The organism is Sphingomonas sp. GW821-FHT09E03 (assembly GCF_059416225.1).
Genome location: NZ_JBWKOS010000001.1, coordinates 1 through 20,521, shown reverse-complemented (window position 1 = coordinate 20,521; position 20,521 = coordinate 1). Strand labels below are relative to the sequence as shown.

General features: G+C 68.0%; 18 protein-coding genes. 9 read left to right on the top strand and 9 right to left on the bottom strand.

Translation table 11 applies throughout. The annotated features are described in order from the left end of the window. Positions 1–606: 606 nt before the first annotated feature. From AC07M8_RS00090 to AC07M8_RS00060, 7 genes are all read right to left on the bottom strand, one after another. Positions 607–1,974 (bottom strand): dihydrolipoamide acetyltransferase family protein, encoded by a 1,368-nt coding sequence (locus AC07M8_RS00090; protein ID WP_495172434.1) that lies wholly within the window; start codon positions 1,972–1,974, stop codon positions 607–609. After that, positions 1,974–2,981 carry an alpha-ketoacid dehydrogenase subunit beta gene (locus AC07M8_RS00085; protein ID WP_495173114.1) on the bottom strand — a complete coding sequence of 336 codons (1,008 nt, stop codon included), beginning with the start codon at positions 2,979–2,981 and terminating at the stop codon, positions 1,974–1,976. Before AC07M8_RS00085 ends, AC07M8_RS00090 begins: the two co-directional genes overlap by 1 nt. Before the next feature lie 211 nt (positions 2,982–3,192). Further along, entirely contained in the window at positions 3,193–4,479 is a 1,287-nt protein-coding gene (locus tag AC07M8_RS00080; protein WP_495173113.1) for a 3-methyl-2-oxobutanoate dehydrogenase (2-methylpropanoyl-transferring) subunit alpha, read from the bottom strand. 133 nt (positions 4,480–4,612) lie between these two features. Beyond that, the gene (locus AC07M8_RS00075; protein WP_495172433.1) at positions 4,613–5,614 is read right to left on the bottom strand and encodes a fumarylacetoacetate hydrolase family protein; all 1,002 of its coding nucleotides are present in this window, start codon (positions 5,612–5,614) and stop codon (positions 4,613–4,615) included. Positions 5,615–5,719: 105 nt separating this feature from the next. Next, positions 5,720–7,285: a methyl-accepting chemotaxis protein gene (locus AC07M8_RS00070; protein ID WP_495172432.1), complete on the bottom strand. Its 1,566-nt coding sequence runs from the start codon at positions 7,283–7,285 to the stop codon at positions 5,720–5,722. Then, on the bottom strand, positions 7,282–7,560 hold the full coding sequence (locus AC07M8_RS00065) for a hypothetical protein (protein WP_495172431.1): 279 nt from the start codon (positions 7,558–7,560) through the stop codon (positions 7,282–7,284). The genes AC07M8_RS00070 and AC07M8_RS00065 overlap by 4 nt, the downstream gene beginning before the upstream one ends. Positions 7,561–7,775: 215 nt before the next feature. Further along, the gene (locus tag AC07M8_RS00060; RefSeq protein ID WP_495172430.1) at positions 7,776–11,273 is read right to left on the bottom strand and encodes an autotransporter domain-containing protein; all 3,498 of its coding nucleotides are present in this window, start codon (positions 11,271–11,273) and stop codon (positions 7,776–7,778) included. 360 nt (positions 11,274–11,633) lie between these two features. Between AC07M8_RS00060 and AC07M8_RS00055 the strand changes: the two genes are divergently transcribed. Beyond that, on the top strand, positions 11,634–13,070 hold the full coding sequence (locus AC07M8_RS00055) for a DEAD/DEAH box helicase (RefSeq protein WP_495172429.1): 1,437 nt from the start codon (positions 11,634–11,636) through the stop codon (positions 13,068–13,070). A 71-nt stretch (positions 13,071–13,141) separates the two neighbouring features. Continuing rightward, positions 13,142–13,408 carry a hypothetical protein gene (locus AC07M8_RS00050; protein ID WP_267397405.1) on the top strand — a complete coding sequence of 89 codons (267 nt, stop codon included), beginning with the start codon at positions 13,142–13,144 and terminating at the stop codon, positions 13,406–13,408. Between the two features lie 102 nt (positions 13,409–13,510). On the opposite strand, the gene AC07M8_RS00045 is transcribed toward AC07M8_RS00050, so the two are convergent. Further along, a complete protein-coding gene (locus AC07M8_RS00045) occupies positions 13,511–14,305 on the bottom strand; it encodes a crotonase/enoyl-CoA hydratase family protein (protein WP_495172428.1) in 795 nt (264 codons plus the stop codon). A gap of 92 nt (positions 14,306–14,397) precedes the next feature. On the opposite strand from AC07M8_RS00045, the gene AC07M8_RS00040 reads away from it, so the two are divergent. Both AC07M8_RS00040 and AC07M8_RS00035 read left to right on the top strand, forming a co-directional pair. After that, entirely contained in the window at positions 14,398–14,820 is a 423-nt protein-coding gene (locus tag AC07M8_RS00040) for a PaaI family thioesterase (protein ID WP_495172427.1), read from the top strand. Then, positions 14,811–15,221 carry a PaaI family thioesterase gene (locus AC07M8_RS00035; protein ID WP_495173112.1) on the top strand — a complete coding sequence of 137 codons (411 nt, stop codon included), beginning with the start codon at positions 14,811–14,813 and terminating at the stop codon, positions 15,219–15,221. Before AC07M8_RS00040 ends, AC07M8_RS00035 begins: the two co-directional genes overlap by 10 nt. Here AC07M8_RS00035 and AC07M8_RS00030 read toward each other — a convergent pair. Beyond that, a complete protein-coding gene (locus AC07M8_RS00030) occupies positions 15,218–16,384 on the bottom strand; it encodes a PQQ-dependent sugar dehydrogenase (RefSeq protein ID WP_495172426.1) in 1,167 nt (388 codons plus the stop codon). The genes AC07M8_RS00035 and AC07M8_RS00030 overlap by 4 nt on opposite strands. Positions 16,385–16,557: 173 nt before the next feature. On the opposite strand from AC07M8_RS00030, the gene rimP reads away from it, so the two are divergent. The 5 genes from rimP to AC07M8_RS00005 all read left to right on the top strand — a co-directional run. Continuing rightward, positions 16,558–17,139 (top strand): ribosome maturation protein RimP, encoded by a 582-nt coding sequence (gene rimP, locus AC07M8_RS00025; protein WP_495172425.1) that lies wholly within the window; start codon positions 16,558–16,560, stop codon positions 17,137–17,139. A gap of 1 nt (position 17,140) precedes the next feature. Next, complete coding sequence (nusA, locus tag AC07M8_RS00020) at positions 17,141–18,790, top strand: transcription termination factor NusA (RefSeq protein ID WP_495172424.1); 1,650 nt, start codon at positions 17,141–17,143, stop codon at positions 18,788–18,790. Then, complete coding sequence (locus AC07M8_RS00015) at positions 18,790–19,020, top strand: tautomerase family protein (RefSeq protein ID WP_267397398.1); 231 nt, start codon at positions 18,790–18,792, stop codon at positions 19,018–19,020. The genes nusA and AC07M8_RS00015 overlap by 1 nt, the downstream gene beginning before the upstream one ends. A 96-nt stretch (positions 19,021–19,116) precedes the next feature. After that, the gene (locus tag AC07M8_RS00010) at positions 19,117–19,851 is read left to right on the top strand and encodes a DUF448 domain-containing protein (protein WP_495172423.1); all 735 of its coding nucleotides are present in this window, start codon (positions 19,117–19,119) and stop codon (positions 19,849–19,851) included. Further along, the coding region (locus AC07M8_RS00005) for a translation initiation factor IF-2 associated domain-containing protein (RefSeq protein WP_495172422.1) at positions 19,848–20,521 on the top strand (674 nt) is incomplete at its 3' end. The genes AC07M8_RS00010 and AC07M8_RS00005, both read left to right, overlap by 4 nt.

Below are 20,521 nucleotides of genomic sequence, written 5' to 3'. Positions count from 1 at the left end.
TTGCCGCCAAAAGCAGCAATTCCGCTGGCTCAATTCGACCATACCGGTTTTAGGACTGGCGCTTGGCGCAACGCCTGCCTAGGGGATGCGCACCGGCAGCACAGAGGCGATCAACCGCCCGACCACGCTGCGGCATGAAGCAAAGCTTCAGCCAGGGGAGGATGCCAGAAGGGCCAGGCGATGCGTCGCCGGGCCCTTTTTGTTTGATCTGTCGATGGCGGCAGAATGCGGCGATCCGCCCATACTCCGCCATCGAAATCCGCAGCCCCTCAAGAGCGCAGATCGCGGTCGTTGCTAGGCGAAGCATTCGTCCCGAGCATGTCGGACGGCATGAGACACAAGTGCTTCGACAGGCTGAGCACGAACGGGCTGAGTTGCAGACCTTCCACGCGAGCCATTGCCCCATACACCGGCAGCCGACCCGGCGCGATATCCAGCCGTCGCCCCCAACGCGTCCGTTCGCCCTGAGCCTGTCGAAGGGCCTGAGTCTCACCGCGCGTCGATAGGCCCGGCACGAACGGAACGCGCCGCCGTCATTCTGCTCCAGCAACGGCAGCCAGCCGCAAGCCCGTCACGCTTGAAGCAACATAGCGAGCCTTCCACCCGTCAGGTCGCGAACAGCAGCACCGGCGTTTCCAGTACGCGCCGCAGCGCCTGAACATAGCTCGCCGCGTCATGGCCATCGACGACGCGATGGTCGCAGCTGATCGACAGGTTCATCAGCTTGGCGCGGCGGATCTCGTCACCGCGCCCCGTGAATACCGGCCGCTCGACGATCTTGTTGGGGCCGATGATCGCGACCTCGGGGCGGTTTATCACCGGGGTGGTGGCGATCCCGCCGAGCGGGCCGAGCGAGGTCACGGTGATGGTGCCGCCGCCGAGTTCGCCCGGGGACAGCTTGTTGGCCCGGGCCGCCTCGGAGAGGCGCACGATCTCAGTGGCGAGCTGCCAGACGTTGCGATCCTGCGCGTCGCGGATCACCGGCACGGTGAGGCCGGCATCGGTCTGCGTCGCCATGCCGACATGGATGCGGCCGGCGCGGGTCACCACCCCCGCCTCGTCGTCGTAGCGCGCGTTGAGCATCGGGAATGCCGGCAGCGTGCGGCACATCCCCGCGATCAGCAGCGGCAGCAAGGTGAGCTTGGGCCGCTCGCCCCGCGCCAAGTTGAGATCGGCGCGGACCCGCTCGAGCTCGGTGACGTCGATCTCGTCGACATAGGTGAAATGCGGGATGTGGCGCTTGGCGGCCGCCATGTTCTCGGCGATCCGGCGGCGCAGGCCGACCACTTTGATCGCCTCATCGGCGCGGGCATGGGCGGCATGCGGCGCGTGATAGCCTTGCCCGCCGGCATAGCGCAGATAGGCATCGAGATCGGCATGGCGGATGCGATCGGCCTCGGTCTTCACCTGGGCGAGATCGATGCCGAGATCGCGCGCGCGGGCGCGGACCGCCGGAGAGGCGAGGACAGCACGTTCGCTTCCCCGTGCCGCAGCCGCACTGTCTTCCTTGTCCTCGGTTGGCTCTGAACTTGTCGACGGGCGTGGATCGGCTGTTGGACGTGCCTCAGGTGCTTCGACAGGCTCAGCACGAACGGTGGTTGACGTGGTGGCGGACGTCGTCGTGGCTTGGGACACCTCCTCCACTCCGGGGTTTTCCGCGCAATATTGCTCGGCGGTCTCCGCCTGCGCGGCCGTGGCCGGCGCGGCGATCACCGCATCGCCGGTTGCCGCCGCATCGGTCTCGATCACCACCAGCGCCGCGCCGATCGCGACCTGATCGCCGACCTCGCCGGCGAGCTCGACCACCACGCCCGAGACGGGCGATTCCATCTCCACCGTCGCCTTGTCGGTCATCATGTCGGCGACCTGCTGGTCCTCCTCCACGCGATCGCCGACCGCGACGTGCCAGGCGACGATCTCGGCCTCGGCAATGCCCTCGCCGATGTCCGGCAGCTTGAACGTAAAGCGCGCCATTATGCGTCCTTCATGATCTTCTTGAGCGCCTGGCCGATGCGTACCGGGCCGGGAAAATAGGCCCATTCCAGGCTGTGCGGATACGGCGTGTCGAAACCGGTGACCCGCTCGATCGGAGCTTCGAGATGGTAGAAGCAGCGCTCCTGGACCAGCGCGGACAGTTCCGCGCCGAACCCCGAGGTGCGGGTCGCCTCATGGACGATCATGCACCGGCCGGTCTTCTTCACCGATTCCTCGATGGTCTCGATGTCGAGCGGCACCAGCGTGCGCAGGTCGATGATCTCGGCATCGATGCCGGCCTCGGCGACCACCGCGGTGCAGACATGCACCATCGTCCCGTAGGCGAGGATGGTCAGCGCCTCCCCGGCCCGCGCGATCGCCGCCTTGCCGAGCGGCACCTTGTAATAGCCGGTCGGCACCTCGCCGCCGGGATGCTTGGACCAATTCTCGGCGGGCTTATCCCAATAGCCGTTGAACGGGCCGTTGTAGATCCGCTTGGGCTCGAAGAAGAGCACCGGATCATTGTCCTCGATCGCCGAGATCAGCAGCCCCTTGGCGTCATAGGGCGTCGCCGGGATCACCGTCTTGATGCCGGAGACATGGGTGAAGATCCCCTCCGGGCTCTGGCTGTGGGTCTGGCCGCCGAAGATGCCGCCGCCAAACGGCGAGCGCACCGTCATCGGCGAGGTGAACTCGCCGGCCGAGCGGTAGCGCAGCCGCGCCGCCTCCGAGACCAACTGGTCGAGCGCGGGATAGATATAGTCGGCGAACTGGATTTCGGGGACGGGGCGCAGGCCATAGGCGCCCATGCCGATCGCGACGCCGATGATCCCAGTCTCGGTGATCGGCGTGTCGAACACCCGCCTCTTGCCGTATTTCGCCTGCAGCCCGGCGGTGGCGCGGAACACGCCGCCGAAATAGCCGACGTCCTCGCCCATCACCAGCACGTAGGGATCACGCGCCATGCAGATGTCGAGCGCGGAATTGATTGCCTGGATCATGTTCATGCGGGTGGTCGCAGGGGCGTCGTCGGACGTATCGATTGCGGTGTCGGTCATGCTGCAACCTTCGTCTGTAATTTCGCCGTCAGCCCGGCGCCGCCAGTCGTCACTCGAGCGAAAGCCAGGTTCTCAAGCCGCAGGAGCAGGTGCCACCACCGCAAGACCCCAGCGTATGCTGGGGTGACGGATGTGATCGCGTCGGCGGGCGTCCGAGCCATCACTTCCGCGCCCATGGCCGCCCGCTCGCTTCTTCCTCGGCCATCATCTGCGCCTGCTGCTCGCGCAGGTGCCAGGGCATCTCCTCGAACACGCCGTCGAACAATGTGTCGAGCGGCTGATGGAGGCCGTGGCCGAGGATGCCATTGGCCTCGGCTTCCTTCTGTGCGGCGCGGACCTGCTCGGCGACCTCGCGGTCCTGCGCGGCATGGCGTTCCTCGTCCCACTCGCCGATTGCGATCAGATGGGTCTTGAGCCGCACCACCGGATCGCCGAGCGGCCAGGCATTGGGCTCGCCGGCGCTGCGATATTGGGTCGGATCGTCGGAGGTGGAATGCCCCTCGGCGCGATAGGTGAAATGCTCGATCAGCGTCGGGCCCTGGTTGGTCCGCGCCCGCTCGGCCGCCCATTGCGTCGCCGCGTAGACGGCGAGCGCGTCATTGCCGTCGATCCTGAGGCCGGCGATGCCATAGCCCACCGCGCGCGCGGCGAAGGTGGTCGCCTCGGCGCCGGCGAAGCCGGAAAAGCTCGAGATCGCCCACTGGTTGTTGACGACGTTGAAGATCACCGGCGCGCGATACACCGCGGCAAAGGTGCAGGCGGAGTGGAAGTCGCCCTCGGCGGTGGAGCCTTCGCCGCACCAGGTCGCCGCAATCCTAGTATCGCCCTTGGCCGCCGACGCCATCGCCCAGCCCACCGCCTGCGGATATTGGGTGGTGAGATTGCCCGAGATCGAGAAGAAGCCCGCTTCCTTGGCCGAATACATGATCGGCAGTTGCTTGCCCTGCAGCCGGTCCGCGCGGTTCGAATAGATCTGGTTCATCATGTCGACCATCGACCAGCCGCGCGCGATCAGCAGGCCCTGCTGGCGATAGCTCGGGAAGCACATGTCCTCGTAATCGAGCGCATAGGCTGCCGCGACCGCGACCGCCTCCTCGCCAGTGGCCTTCATGTAGAAGCTGGTCTTGCCCTGGCGCTGGGCGCGGAACATGCGCTCGTCGAACGCGCGCAGCTCGACCATGCTGCGCAGCATGCGGCGCAGCAGGTCGGGCGCGAGCTTCGGGTCCCACGGCCCAACCGCGCGGCCATCCTCGTCGAGCACGCGGACCATCGTATAGGCGAGATCGATGAAGTCGTTCGCCTTGGCGGCGCTGTCGGGGCGGCGGACGGCGCCCGCGGCGGGGATGTCCACCGCCGCGAAATCCACCGCGTCGCCGGGGCGGAAGCGGGGTTCGGGCACGTGCAGCGACAGCGGCTGCAAATTGGCGCGAGGGTGCTCGCTGGCCATCATCTCTCCAATCCTGATCCGGTCACGCTATCAACGCGCCAGGCCCGTTATTCGCCGCTTGTTATAAAGTTTCGCGACGCTTGGCGAGTGTTTCAATCGGTTGAAACACTCCGCTCGTCGCGTCGGGCGGGATTCAGCTCACCGTCTGCTCGATCACCCCGAAGATCGGGTGGTGGCGATCGTCTTCCGCCCAGATCCGCACGCTGTCACCACGCTTGAGGAACGGCGTGCGCGGCTCGCCCCCTTCGAGGGTTTCCACCGTGCGCAGCTCGGCAAGGCAGGAATAGCCCGCGCCGCCGGCGGCGATCGTCGCCCCCGGGCCGCCGTCGGCGCCGCGGTTGGACACCGTGCCCGAACCGATGATCGTGCCCGCGCCCAGCGCACGGGTCTTGGCGGCATGCGCCACCAAAGTGCCGAAATCGAAGGTCATGTCCTCGCCCGCCTCGGCGCGGCCGAACGGCTGGCCGTTGAACTCGATCATCAGCCGGCGGTGGAGCTTGCCCTCCCGCCACCAGGGTCCGAGCGCGTCCGGCGTCACCAGCACCGGCGACAGCGTGGTGGCGGGCTTGGACTGGAAGAAGCCGAAGCCCTTGGCGAGCTCGCCCGGGATAAGGGCGCGCAACGACACGTCGTTGGCGAGGCCGACCAGCCGGATCGCGCCCAGCGCCTGCTCGCGGCTCGCGCCGAGCTGGACGTCGCCCGTCACCACCACCACCTCGCCCTCGAAGTCGCCGCCCCAGGCCTCGTCCGCGAGCGGGATCGGATCGCGCGGCGCGAGGAAGCCGTCCGAGCCGCCCTGGTAGATCAACGGGTCGTGCCAGAAGCTGTCCGGCAGATCGGCGCCGCGCGCTTGGCGCACCAGCGCGACATGGTTCACATAGGCCGAGCCATCGGCCCATTGATAGGCGCGTGGCAGCGGCGCGGCGGCCTGGTGCTCGTGGAAGCGCTGGCGCGGGATCGCCTCATGCTCGAGATCGATGGCCAGGTTGCGAAGGTCCGGGAGCATCGCGTCCCAGTCGTCGAGCGCCGCCTGCAGCGTCGGCGCGATGTGGCTGGCATCGGCGTACCAGGCGAGATCGGCCGATACCACGACGAGCGTGCCGTCGCGCCCGTGCTTGAGACTCGCGAGTTTCATGCGCTCTCCTTGTGTTTCTTATCGTTGGCGCGAGCCTATCGCAGCGGAGAACCCGCGACAAAGCTTATCGACGGCGCCGTCGCGCAACGGATTACGCGCCGCCGATCACGCGGCCCTGGTATCGCCTGCGCGCAATTGCTCGACGAACTGATCGGTGGTGCGGCGCAGCCGGCGGGCGTGGTCGGACAGCGCGGTCGCGGCATCGCGCACCTCTTCGGACAGCACGCCGGCAGCATTGGCGGCCTCGGCGACCAAGCCGATGCGCTGCTCGATGGTGTCGGCGCCGATCGCGGCCTGGTGCGCGCTATATTCGATCTGTGCCGCCGTGCCGCGCTGCGCATCGACCGCGACGCGGATGTCCGCCGCCGCCCCGGCGACCTTGCCGACCGCGAGTGCCGCCGCGTCGAGGTCGCCGGCCGCGGTGCCGACCCCCTGCTGGACGTGCGCGATCAGCGTCGCGATCTTGTCGGTCGCGCGGCTGGTGGCGCCGGCGAGCACCTTCACCTCGGCGGCGACCACCGAGAAGCCGCGACCGGCGTCACCCGCGCGCGCCGCCTCGATGGTGGCGTTGAGCGCGAGCAGATTGGTCTGCGCGGCGATGCCGTTGATCTCGCCGACGAAGCCGCCGATGTCCTGCGCACGCACCGCGAGCGAATGGACAGCGCGGTCGCCGTCCTGGGCGTTGGCGAGCGCCGCCTGGGTGAGGTGGCTCTGCTCCTCGGCGCTACGCGCCACCCCCGCGATCGATCCGGTCAGCTGGCGCACCGCCTGGGCGACGCCGCGGACGGCGGTGGACGCCTGCGACGCGCCGGTCACCGCCTCGCTCGCCTGCCGCCCGGTATCCGCCGCGATCGCGTTGAGCGAGGTCGCCGATCCTTCGAGCGTCGCCGACGCGCCTTCCAGCGCCACCGCCACCTCGACCACCGTCGCCTCGAAGTCGGCGGCAAGCGCCATCAGCTCGTCGCGGCGCTGCGCACCGGTGAAGTGCTCGGCAATCGCGCGTTGTTCGCGCTCATGCGCGGAGTCCGCCTCCGCGATCCGGGCCGCCTCCAGCGCCGCCACCGCCCGCTGCCGCTCGATTCGTGCGGTTTCGCGCTGTTCGTCGGCCATTTGCGCATGCAGCTCGCTCTCGCGCTGCGCCGCCTGCTGCCGCTGCACCAACTCCCGCAACTGCAGCGTGATATACGACAGGGCGCCGAGCTGGAGGATCACCGCCACGGCGTGAAACAGCACGCGCGGGAAGTTGCCATCGCCATCGAACACCCAGTCCGGCATCAGCCAGTCGACGACCAGATGGTGGACCGCGACCATCACCGAGGCGAGCGCGATCGGCCGCCAGTCGCACAAGATCGTCAGCGCCGCGAGCGCGACGAAGAAGTACATGTGCGCGTCCATCTGCCAGGGATGGCCTGAGAGCAGGAACACGAACAACGCCGGCTGGATCGCCGCCAGGCTGCCGATCGCGAGCCGCGCACCGCCATCGTGGCGGTGTCGCAGCGCCATCACCGTCGGCACGATATTGGCCGCGCCGCCGAGCAGCGCGGTAACGAGCGTGTAGGAACTGTGGAGCAGCAGGCCGACCACGATCATCGCCGGGATCGCCAGCCAGCTCGCCGCCACCAGCCGCCGGATCCCGCGGATCCGCAGCGCGTCGAGCACATCCGGGATCATGCCGGCACCGTCTCGCCGCAGAGCAGCGCCGGTGCCCCGATCACCAGCACGCCGTTGCCGATCATCGGCCCGGCCAAGGCGGTGAAACGGCCGCGCACCACCAGCGATCCCGGCAGCCGCCCGCGCGCGACGATCGTCGCGCCGTGACTGACCGCGGCGGCAGCGACCATCCGGTGCGGCAGCAACGGCATCAGCAGCAGATTGCCCTCTGCCGGCGGTGCGATCGCCAACCCGGCGAGCATCGTCGCGACGCCGCCGATCTGCAGGATGATCATGGCACGACCATGATGCGGAGGAGGGACAGCATTCATGCCCCTGATCTAGCCTACTATGCTTTACGTAAAGGTAAATAGGGCGTAAACACTGCCCTTGTCGCATCCCGGGGCGAATACCGGGCGGAATCCATCCGATACGAGGCTGATCGTGCCGGCCGACACAAAGCGGGCCGCCCTTCGCGAAGAAGGACGGCCCCATGCCGGCAAGGTCGTGATCAAAAGTGGAAGGTGACGGCGCCGCGATAAGCCTGGTTCTTGACGTCCTTGCGCTCGATCGTGGTGTCGGCGCTGACCGACAGGTCGACCTTGCCCATCGTGTAGGTAACGCCGCCCGCAATCTCCGCCCAATCCTGATCCTGGCTGGCGAGCGCGAACGCCGCACTCGGCCCGGCACCACCGACGAAATTGGCGGTGAACACGCCGGGCCGGTCCTTGAAATCATGGACATAATAGGCCGAGGCAAACGGCTTGAAGCCGACGCCGCCGCCGATCTGCAGCCCCACGCGGGCCTGCTGGCTTTCGAGGTCGTCGCGATCGGTGCGCAGCGCCGGGCCGCCGCCGGTCTCGATGGTCGGGGTGAAGCCGATGTGGTTGACGCGGAACGCCGCGCGCGGACCGGCCTGGATGCTGCCGAGATCGAACATCTCGCTGATCCCGACTTCGGCGGAGACCGCCAGCGCATTGTCGCGGCTGCGCAGCCCGAAGCTGGATCCGGCGAGCGAGACGTTGCGGAAGGTACGGGCCTGGAACAGACCGGCACTGAACTGGGTGTCGAGCGTCAGCCCGGCATCGCTCTGCAGCTTGCCGTACAGCGTACCCTGGTAGAGGTTGCCGTGCGCCTGCTGCGCGACGCCGCCAGTGGTTCCGTCGAGCTTGGTGTAGCCGAAGCCGAAGCCGATCACGCCATGCTCGCTCACCTGGCTCTCGATGCCGCCGGCGATATAGAAACCGTCGAACTGGTCGCGCCCACCGAACGGCACCGCCGTCGGCATCGAGCGGCTCGAGCCATCGACATAGCCACCGGCGATGAACACGCCGACATTCTCGGGCAACACCCCTTCGGACACGCTGGTGCCGGTCGAATCGCTCGCCACCTGCTGGCTCGCCGGCAGGTCGCTCGCGAGCAGCGAGGCGAATTGTTGCGGCTTGCCGATCACGGTCAGCGTGCCGCCCATCGGGGTGCGGGGATCCATCCCGGCGAGCCGCTGGCGATAGAAGCGCGCCATATTGTCGGTCGCCGTCGTGCCAAGTGCATATTTGAGCGTCTGGGTCCGCGGCGCCAGGCCCTCGAGCGTCGACTGGATGGTGCCGGCGCTCTGCATGTCGAGGATGCCGTAGAGCGTCGACAGATTGGCGTAGCTGGTGGCGCGATTGCGATCGAGCAGCCCGGCGTACGCAGTCTGGATCGGGGTGTTGGCGACGACATTGGCGTAGAGGCCCGCATTGATCTGCGCCTGCACCGCAGTGGCGGAGTAGATATATTGCGGCGTCAGGATCGCCGACAACGGCGACGCGGTCTGGAACGTGCCCGTCACCCCGCCGGCCGCGGTGACGATGGTGTACACGTCGCCCGAGCGGATAGTGTAGCCGGCGACGGGCGCGAAGCCGACCCGACCGCCGATGCTGGCGAGACCGTCGGTGGCGGTGGTCTTGACCACGGCGATCCGATCCGAAGCGCCATTGGGCCCGACGTCGACCAGCAACGTGCTGCCCGACGACAGCACGACATTGCCGCCGAAGGTGAGCGTCCCGACCGTGCCGATCGTGCCCGGGGCGATCATGCCGGTGGCGTTGGTGAAATAGGGCGCGTTGATCCGCCCCGAGCCAGTCAGGCCGCCGCTGAGCAGCAGGTAATCGCCCCGCGAGGTCAACGTGCCGTCCACCTGCACCACGCCGTTGAACTGGTTAACCGCCATCAGGCTGGTCAGCGAGCCGGTGCTCGTGACGTTGAGCCGCGACTGCGCGCCGCTCACCGTGAAACGGTCGATCGTCACCGCCGAATTCAGCGTCGTCGTGCCCGCGGCGGACAGGGTAATGTCGAAATAGCGCGCGTTGGTCTTGGTGGCGGCATTGGGATCGACGTTGTTGGGCACGAAATCGGTCGCGCCGGGCAGGCCGTTGGCGAGCGTCGCCGCCGGCAGCGCCGCGGCCACCGCATCGCCGCTGGCGGCGGCGGTGACATCGGTCGCTGCGAGGCTGGCGGTGGCACTGCCGTCCTGCGCCTCGCGGGTCACCGTCATGCCGTCGGCACGGCCGCCGGTCGCCGCCGTGGTCGTGCTGGTGGCATCGGCGACCTTCACCGCGGCGGTCTCGCCTGCGGGAACCGTGGCGTCGACGGGCACGCCGTTCACCGTTTCGACGCCCGTGGCGTTGTCATAGCAGTCGCTTACGCCGCCCTGCTCGAAGCAGATCTGGCCGAACTTGCCGCTGGTGCCGTTGATGCCGTCGCCGGGGCTGGTCGGCACGCCGTTGACCAGCGCCCCGTTGACGAGGACCTGGTAGGCGGGGTCGACCAACGTCTGCCAGTGGGCGGGATCGGTCCAATTGCCATCACCCGCCTTCGCCGCTGCATAGCGATAGGGGTTGTTGGCCGCGATATAGTCCCAGAACAGGTACAGCGGCTGGTAGAAGGAGGTGGTGCCGTAGCTGCCCGACGGCTGCGCGTTATAGTAGCGACTGCCGCCCGACAGCACGCCGATCACCACCTGCTTGGCGAAGGCGCGGTCGATCACCAGCGGCCCGCCCGAATCGCCGCCGCCGGTGATCCCTTCCGAGGGCAGCGCATTGTCCTTGAACGCGTTGAAGTCGAACGGGCTTGCCGCCGCGGTGCCGCGACGGGGATCGTCGAAGTCGAGCTGGTAGAGGTTCTGCGGGAGCCCGTCGGGTTGGCCGAACAGGAACAGATCGACATCGTCGAGCGAGCCGAGCAGCCCGACGTAATTCTCGGCAGCGCGGCGGCGATAATCGATCCCGCCGGTGGCGCCGGTGGTACCCACCCCATTGGTGCCATAGCCGATCTCGGCGACATGATAGCCGGTGCCCGCGGTGGCGCTGATCGTGCTGGGAGCCGGCAGCGCCGAGAGCAGGATCGCCCAGGTCGGCACGTTGGCGGCGGGCGTGTCGAGCGACGCCAGCGCGACGTCGCCCTGCAGGAAGTTGTTCTGGATGCCGAGCGCGACCGACGCCGGATTGTAGATGACCTGGTTGACGTTGTACAAATAGTTGCTGGTCGAGGTCTGGTACTTGAGCGCACCGTTTAGCCAGCGGCCGAACGCCGAATTGCCGGCGACATTGTTGTTGGCCTGGAAGCCGAACGCGATCGGGATGCCGCCTTGCGCGGCGCCATAGCCCCAGGGATCCTGCACGCCGGTGCCGGCGGGGTTCTCGTTGACGCAATGCGCCGCGAACAACACGGTGCGCGGGTTGATCAGCGTGCCGGTGCACAGGCCGATGAAGCCGTTCTGCTGGTCGACCACCATCTGGCCGACGCCGGTGACGCCACCGGTGTCGAGCGCCGTGGTCGGGGTGCCGGGCTGCGAGATGATGATCGAAGGGTCGTTGACCATGCCGGCGGGCGCGGTCGAGGCATTCTGTGCCTCATTGTACATGCCGGTGGGACCGTCCTGGGCAGCGGCGATGCCCGGCAGCGCGACAAGCGCGGTCGTTGCCAGAAGCGCGCGGCGCGCAACGGCACGGATCGACGAATCAACCATCTGTGTATTTCCCTGTTCACCCATGCCGCTCTCCCCGCGGCTTGTGAGTGTTACGCAACGTATCTGTAGGTTACATCTAGTCAACCCGGCATGGCACAGGTTCTACAACAGGTTAGATCGAATCTGGTGGAAAGCTCGGGCCCGGCTCCTCGCCGGTTCCACGCCGGGGTTGATTGACTTTTGTTGCAGGTGCGTGCATATCGCCCACCATCGAGGCGTAATGCAGCGTGATTGGATCCGTGGGTCCAGGCTCCGCCTCGGTCGCTAACGCAAGGCTTCCCTTTTCACGCGGGGTGTCATTCTCCCCCCGCCACCCGTGCGTGCCATCACGCGTGGGCATGGCCTCTTCAAGGTTTCTCCATGTCCTTTTCCGATCTCGGCCTCGCCGAGCCGCTTGTCCGCGCGCTCGAAGCCAAGGGCTACACGACCCCTACCCCCATCCAGGCCCAGTCGATCCCGACTCTGCTCGAGGGCCGCGACCTGCTCGGCATCGCGCAGACCGGCACCGGCAAGACCGCCGCGTTCGTGCTGCCGTCGATCCAGCATCTGAGCAATGCGCAAAAGCGCGTGCTGCCGACCCATTGCCGCATGCTGGTGCTGGCGCCGACCCGCGAGCTCGCCGGCCAGATCGCCGACAGCGCCCGCGCCTATGGCCAGTTTTCCAAGATGTCGGTCGCCACCGTGTTCGGCGGCACCAGCATCAACAAGAACCGCCAGGACGTGTCGCGCGGCGTCGACATCCTCGTCGCCACCCCGGGCCGCCTGATCGACGTCGTCGAGCAGGGCTTTCTCAACCTCTCGATGATTGAGATTCTGGTGCTCGACGAGGCTGACCAGATGCTCGACCTCGGCTTCATCCACGCGCTCAAGAAGATTGTGCGGATGCTGCCCAAGAAGCGTCAGACGCTGTTCTTCTCGGCGACGATGCCGGTCGCGATCCGCGAGCTCGCCTCGCAGTTCCTGCATGACCCGGCGACGGTGACGATCAAGCCGGCGGCGACCACCGCCGAGCGCGTCGATCAGTATGTCACCTTCGTCAACCAGGCGGAGAAGCAGGCGCTCCTCACCATCACGCTGCAGGATCCGGCGATCGACCGCGCGCTTGTCTTCACCCGCACCAAGCATGGCGCCGACCGCGTCGTGAAGCTGCTCGCCGGCAACGGCATCGCCAGCAACGCGATCCACGGCAACAAGAGCCAGCCGCAGCGCGAGCGCGCGCTCGGGGAGTTCAAGGCCGGCAAGGTCAAGATCCTGGTCGCGACCGACATCGCCGCGCGCGGCATCGACGTCTCGGGCGTCAGCCATGTCGTCAACTTCGAGCTGCCGAACGTCGCCGAGCAGTACGTCCATCGCATCGGGCGGACGGCACGCGCCGGCGCCAGCGGCATCGCGGTGTCGTTCTGCGCCGACGACGAGAAGCCCTATCTGCGCGATATCGAGCGGACCACGCGCCAGAAGATCACCGTCACCGCGCTGCCCGAGGACTTCAACGCCCAGGCCGCCAAGATCAAGGCCACCCGCACCCAGGCAATCGGCGCCGATCCCGCACCGCGCGAGGATCGTCCGCGCGCAGAGCGTGGCCCGGCACGGCCGCGCGCGACGCACGCGCCGACCGCGACGGGGCGCAACTACGGCCCGTCGGGTCGTAGCGGCGGCAGCCGCCAGGGTGCCCAGGGTGGTACCGGCGGCGGCCAGGGCGGCGCTCGCAGCGGCGGCGGCAACGGCGGCGGTCGTGGTCGCAGCGGTGGCCGTGGCGGCGCCGGCCGCAGCGGTGGCGGCGCCTCCGCCCCGCGGTGAGCCATCGCGGCTGACGGATACAGAAGGTCGTCTGGCGGGTTTGCTACGGTGAACCCGCCAGGAGACCTGCCATGGACGTATCAACCACCCCCGTCGCCGAGCGTATCGCCCGCGTGCTGGCCGGCCAGCGGATCAGCGCCAATGCGCAAGGCCAGGAGGAATCCGCCTCGCGCGAGGTGGACAGCGTGTGGCGCGACTACCTTCCCGATGCCCGCGCCGTGCTCAACACGCTGCGCGAGCCAGATCACGCGATGGCCGCGGCCGGCGATCCGGCGGTGTGGGAACGCATGGTGCTGGCCGCCATCAAGGAATCGAGGCCCGAGACCGTGGTGCTCTGAGGCTGCCTCCCCTCACCTTCAATTCGCCCTGAGCTTGTCGAAGGGCATGGGACCCACCTGTGCTTCGACAGGCTCAGCACGAACGGGCTAATTGCCTCCCCCTCAATCCTCGAACACCGCGGCGCGCTTCTGCATGTGCGCCATCACCTGCTCGATCTGGTTGGGGGTGCGGATCACGCGTAGCTGCTCGTCGCTTTCGGCGCGCAGCACCGCCGCCGCATCAGCATCGGCCGCCAGGTTGAACAAGCGCTTGCTGCCGCGGATCGCGTGCGGGTTGCGCGCGGCGATGATCCGCGCCAGCGCCAGCGCCTCGTCGCGCGGATCCTCGGCGATCCGCGTGATCAAGCCATGCCCCAGCGCCTCTGCGGCGCCGAACTCGCGGGCCGTATAGGTCAGCTCGCGCAGCACGTCGTTGCGCGCTTGGCTGCGCCACAGCGCGACACCCGCCATGTCGGGGACCAGCCCCCAATGCGTCTCGCGGATTGAAAAGCGCGTCTCGGGGTGGGCGAGGCGGATGTCCGCACCCGCGACGATCTGGAAGCCACCGCCGAAGGCGACGCCATGGATCGCCGCGATCACCGGCATCGGCAGCTCGTGCCAGCCCCAGGCGGCATATTGCGCGCGGTTGGCGATGCCATGGTCGCGCGTGTCGAGCGCCAGCCCCGATCCGCCATTGGCCATCGCCGCCATGTCGAGCCCGGCGCAAAACCCCCTGCCCTCGCCGGACAGCACCACGCAGCGCACCTCGATCATCCGCTTGAGCTGGTCGATTGCCGCCGCCAGATCCTCGAACATCGCGGGATCGAGCGCGTTCATCTTGTCGGGCCGGGCAAGGCGGACGTCGGCGATGCCGTCTTCGACGGTGATGGTGACGCGACCGTTCGGCTGGGCGTTCATGCGACCTCTCCTTCACGTATCCCATAGCGCCGTGCGGCCGGCGTAGACAGCCGATCATGGCGCTGTAGGGTCGGCAAAAAACGGGAGGGGATATGGCGTTCGACATCGTGCGCTTCACCGCAGCGGGGTTCGGCGGCCACGGCAACGCGCTCGGCCTGCGGTACCACGATCACGGCGACGACTGGGCCGAACTCGCGCTGCCCTATCAGGACCGGCTGGTCGGCGACGTCGACCGCGGCGTGCTCGCCTCCGGCCCGATCATCGCGATGATGGACATGGCGACCAGCCTCGCGGTGTGGCTGCGACGCGGGCGGTTCGCGCACCAGGCGACGCTCGACCTGCGCGTCGATTACATGCGCCCGGCAAGCCCGGGGCGTACCGTGTTCGGGCGCGGCGAATGCCTCAAGCTGACCCGCTCCGTCGCCTTCGTGCGCGGCATCGCCTATCATGACGCCATCGGCGATCCGCTGGCGCAGGTGGCGGGCACCTTCATGCTGATGGATCGATTATCGTGAGCGAGGGCCTGCCGCCTTATGCCGAATTGCTCGGCATTACCCTCGAAGACCGGGCCGGGGCCGCGCCGGTGCTGGTGATGCCGTTCGGCGACGACGTGCTCGGCCGCCCGGGCTTTCTTCACGGCGGCGCGATCTCGGGGCTGCTGGAGCTCGCGGCGATCGCCGCGCTCCGCCATGTGCTGGCTGCCGATGGTGGCGGGCGGATCAAGCCGGTCAACGTCACGGTGGATTTCATGCGCGGCGGCCGCGATCGGCCGACCCGCGCGCGCGGCCGGGTCGGCCGGCTCGGCACGCGGATCGCCAATGTCGAGGCGTTCGCCTGGCAGGAAGACGAAACCCGCCCGATCGCGGCGGCGCGCATGACCTGCATGATCGTGCGCCCACCGGGCGTGAGCAGCTAGCTCGCGGGGGTGAGCTTGATCAGCCGCCCTTGCGATTCGCCGCCGTCCTCGATCAGCCAGATCGCGCCATCGGCCGCCTGCTCGACGTCGCGGATCCGCGCGCCCATGCGCCACTGGTCGGCCTTGGCGGCGTTGGTGCCGTCGAGATGGACATGGACCAGCGACTGCGACGACAGCCCACCGATGAACGCATCGCCCTTCCACTGCGGGAACAGCGATCCCGAATAGATCATCAGCCCGCCGGGCGAGATCACCGGGTTCCACCACAGCTTGGGCGGCTCATAGCCGTCGCCCGGCCGGTGATCGGGAATGTCAGTGCCATCGTAGTTGCTGCCGTTGGAGGCGTTCGGCCAGCCGTAATTGCGCCCGGGAAGGATCAGGTTGAGCTCGTCGCCCCCCTTCGGCCCCATCTCCTGCTCCCACAGATTACCCTTGGCATCAAACGCGATCCCGAGCAGGTTGCGGTGGCCATAGGTCCAGATCTCCGGCGCAAATCCCTTCGCCGCCAAGGGGTTGCCGGGTGCGGGCTTGCCGTCCAGCGTCAGCCGCAACACCTTGCCGAGCGTTACCTTGGGGTCCTGCGCGGGCGTGAACTTCTGGCGTTCGCCGTTGGTGAAGAACAGATATTTGCCGTCGGGCGAGAAGGCGATGCGGCCCGAATAATGGCCATTGCCCTCGACCAACGGGCGTGCGCGAAACAGCGTCTCGATGCCTTCGAGCTTGGCCATGACCGGGCATGGCGCGACGAAGCAGGGCGGCGATGTCTCCGCCAATCTGCCGCGGGCGAGCACCACGCCGTTGCCGCCTTCGCCCGCCGCCGAATAGCTGAAATAGATACGCCGGCTGGCCGCGAAATCAGGCGCGAGGACGACGTCCATCAACGCGCCCTGGCCTGCCGAGTCGACCGGCAAGGTTGCAATGGTCTGCCTGGACTTGCCGTCGCCGGACACGAGCAGCATCTGCCCGGCCTTCTCCGTCACCAGCAGGCGTCCATCGGGCAAGGCGGCCAGCGCCCAGGGTGACTCGAATTCGGCCACCACGGTTTCTTTGAACGGCTTGGCGCTCGGCGGCGTAGTCCCGGCCTGGCCGGCCACGTCGGCGGGCGCGTTGCCGGAGCACGCCAGCAGCGCGATCGGCAGGGTGGCAAGCAGGGTACGGCGCATGGTTCTCTCCCGGACTGCCCCGCTCGAGCAGGGCGCCGCCGAGGATGCCCCGTTTGCCGGCTTGTTTCCACCCGGCGCCTTGCGTATATGACAGCTACTTTCTCTTACATCGTCAGGTGCAAGGGGCTGCGGGGTTCTCCCCGCGGCGCCAATCGCCTGTACCCGGAGCATTCATGGCGGACATGGCCGTATTGACGCAGTTGATCGAACCCGAGGCGCGCGCGCTCGGCTTCGATCTGGTGCGTGTGAAGATGTACGGCGGCAAATCGGATCCGACGCTGCAGGTGATGGCCGAGCGGCCCGAGACCCGCCAGCTGACGATCGACGATTGCGCCGAGCTGTCGCGCCGGATCTCCGACCTGTTCGACGAGAAGGACCCGATCGAGGAGGCCTATCGGCTCGAGGTGTCGTCCCCCGGGATCGATCGTCCGCTGACCCGCGCCAAGGATTATGCCGACTGGGCGGGTCATGAGGCCCGCGTCGTGCTCGGCGAGAAGATCGACGGCCGCAAGATCCTCACCGGCGACATCGTCGGCGCCGAGGGCGACCAGATCACCATCGACGTGCGCGGCTACCAGCCGATGACGGTCGCGTTCGACCTGATCCACGATGCCAAGCTGACGATCACCGATCGCCTGCTCGCCGCTACCGCCCCGCTCTCTGCCGAGGGCGCCGACGAATTCGAAGACGCGTCTGACGACGACGCCCCTGACACTGACGGCGTCCATGACGCTCCCAAGGAAGGACAGCAGTAAGATGGCCACTGTCGCCACCGCCAACCGTGCCGAGCTGATCGCGATCGCCAATTCGGTCGCGTCCGAGAAGATGATCGACAAGGCGATCGTGATCGAGGCGCTCGAGGAAGCGATCCAGCGCGCCGCCAAGACCCGCTATGGCAGCGAGAACGACATCCGCGCCAAGCTCGACCCGCTGTCTGGCGACCTGCGCCTGTGGCGCGTCGTCGAGGTGGTCGAGGCGGTTGACGACTATTTCAAGCAGGTCGACGTCAAGGGCGCGCAGAAGATCCAGAAGGATGCCGCGGTCGGCGATTACATCATCGATCCGCTGCCCCCGATCGAGTTCGGCCGCATTCAGGCCCAGGCCTCCAAGCAGATCATCTTCCAGAAGGTCCGGGACGCCGAGCGCGAGCGCCAGTATGAAGAGTTCAAGGATCGTCAGGGCGAGATCATTACCGGTGTCGTCAAGCGCGTCGAGTTCGGTCACATCGTCGTCGACCTCGGCCGCGCCGAGGGCGTGATCCGTCGCGACCAGCAGATCCCGCGCGAAGTGGTGCGCGTCAATGATCGCATCCGTTCGCTGATCCTCAACGTCCGCCGCGAGAGCCGCGGGCCGCAGATCTTCCTCAGCCGCGCGCATCCCGACTTCATGAAGAAGCTGTTCGCGCAGGAAGTGCCGGAGATTTACGACGGCATCATCACCATCATGGCCGCCGCGCGCGATCCGGGCAGCCGCGCCAAGATCGGCGTGATCAGCCGCGATTCGTCGATCGATCCGGTCGGCGCCTGCGTCGGCATGAAGGGCAGCCGCGTCCAGGCGGTCGTGCAGGAGATGCAGGGCGAGAAGATCGACATCATCCCCTGGTCGCCCGACACCGCCACCTTCGTCGTCAACGCGCTGCAGCCTGCCTCGGTGAGCCGCGTCGTGATCGACGAGGAAGAGGACCGCATCGAGGTGGTCGTCCCCGACGACCAGCTCAGCCTCGCGATCGGCCGTCGCGGCCAGAACGTCCGCCTTGCGAGCCAGCTGACTGCCAAGGCGATCGACATCCTCACCGAGCAGGATGCCTCCGAGAAGCGCCAGAAGGAATTCACCGAGCGCACCGAGATGTTCCAGAACGAGCTGGACGTCGACGAGACGCTCGCACAGCTGCTGGTCGCCGAGGGCTTCGGCGCGCTCGAGGAGGTCGCCTATGTCGATCTCGACGAGATCGCCGGCATCGAGGGCTTCGACGAGGATCTCGGCCAGGAGCTGCAGAGCCGTGCCCAGGAGGCGCTCGACCGTCGCGAGGCCGCCAACCGCGAGGAGCGTACCGCGCTCGGCGTGGAAGACGCGCTGGCCGACATCCCTTATCTCACCGAGGCAATGCTGGTGACGCTCGGCAAGGCGGGCATCAAGACGCTCGACGATCTTGCCGATCTCGCCACCGACGAGCTGGTCGAGAAGAAGCGTGCCGAGCCGCGCCGCCGCAACGAGGATGCCCCCAAGCGTCCTGAGCCGAAGGGCGGGATCCTCGCCGAATATGGCCTCAGCGACGAGCAGGGCAACGAGATCATCATGGCCGCCCGCCAGCATTGGTTCGCGGACGAGGAGGGTGAGGCAGAGGCAGCAACCCCGGCAACGGCCGAGGCGGATGCCGACGCCGCGACGGACGGGAAGGACGCCTGATGCCGTTCGTCTCGATCCGTATCTCGGGCACCGCCACCAAGGACCAGAAGGCCGGCATCGTCGCCGACGTCACCCAATCGCTCGTCGAGCGGCTGGGTAAGAAGCCGGGGGCGGTGCAGATCGTGATCGAGGAAGTGTCCACGGAAAATTACGGTGCCGGCGGGCAGTTGCTTGCCGACCGTGACGCTCCCCAGCCGAGGGAGGACGCGCATGCGGTTCCCTCGCAATGAGACGCTAGCGCGTCACCCGCTCGGTGGGGCACGGACCGGCTCGCAGGGGATACCTGCGGGGCCGCCGTGCCGCGCCTGCCGCAGGATGCAGGCCCGATGAGCGACCCTATCCGCAAGTGTATCCTCGCGCAGGAGCATGACGCGCGCGATCATCTCGTGCGGCTGGCGCTCGCGCCCGACGGCCGGGTGCTGCCCGACGTCCGCGCCAAGGCGCCCGGCCGCGGCGCCTGGATCGGCGTCACCCGCGCCGAGCTCGAACAGGCGATCGCCAAGAAGCGACTGAAAGGTGCGCTCGCGCGATCGTTCAAGGGCGCCGACTTCACGATCCCCGAGGACCTGCCGGCGCTGATCGAGGCGGCGCTGGAGCGCAACGCGATGGACCGGCTCGGCCTCGAATCGCGCTCGGGTACCTTGCTCAGCGGCTCGGACAAGATCGAGCAGGCAGCGCGGTCTGGGCAGCTTCACGCGCTGTATCACGCGTCCGATGCCGGCACCGATGGCAACCGCAAGCTCGACCAAGCCTGGCGGGTTGGCCGCGATCGCGAAGGATCCGACCTGCGGGGGTTGGCGTTGCCGATCCCGCGCCCCATATTGTCATTGGCGCTGGGGCGTCAGAATGTGGTACACATCGGCTTGACCGACCGCGCTGCGGCGAAGCGGGTGAGCGATGCGCTCGACCGCTGGCTGCATTTTATCGGACCTGAACCCACCCCCGTGCCTTGCGAAACGGCCTCGCAGGGCGCATCGGCGCCCGAAGTGCTTCCCGAGAGATCCGGGGCCGCATTGTCCGGGGCTTTGCCGGCCGTAGACGTAAACGAGGAATTTGAGTGAGCGACACCGACAACGAAAAGCCGAAGCTTGGCATGCGCACCCCGCTGGGGTTGAAGCGCACGGTCGAGACCGGCCAGGTGAAGCAGAGCTTCAGCCACGGCCGGTCCAATACGGTTATCGTGGAAACGAAGCGCCGCCGCGTGCTCGGCCGGCCCGGCGAGGCTCAGCCCGCCGAACAGGCGTTCGCGCCCGAGCCCGAGGCAGCCCCTGCTCCGGCACCCCAGGCCGCCGCGCCCGCGCCGCGTCCTGCTGCCGACAATCTGTCGCCGCAGGAGCGCCAGTCCAAGCTGCTGCGCGAGGCCGAGGAACAGCGCATGCACGCGCTGGAAGACGCCCGCCGTCGCGATGAGGCGGCCCGCGTCCAGCATGCTGAGGACGAGCGCGCCCGCGCCGCCGAGCGTGCCGCGGCTGCCAACGCTCCTGCTCCCGCCCCCGCGGCAGAGCCGGCGCCCGAGCCTGTCCCGGTAGCCGAGGTCGCACCGCCCGTCGCTGCCGCCCCGGTCGCGGTGCCGACGCCCGCCGGCCGCGGCTTCCGCCCGGTCGAGCGCGCCGTGCCCGCTCCAGTCGAGGCAGCCCCTGCGCCGGAGCCCGAGGCGCCCGCGCCGGTGGCAACGCCCGCACCGGTCGTGACGTCGACGCCGGCACCCGTTGCCGCAGCGCCGGCACCGGC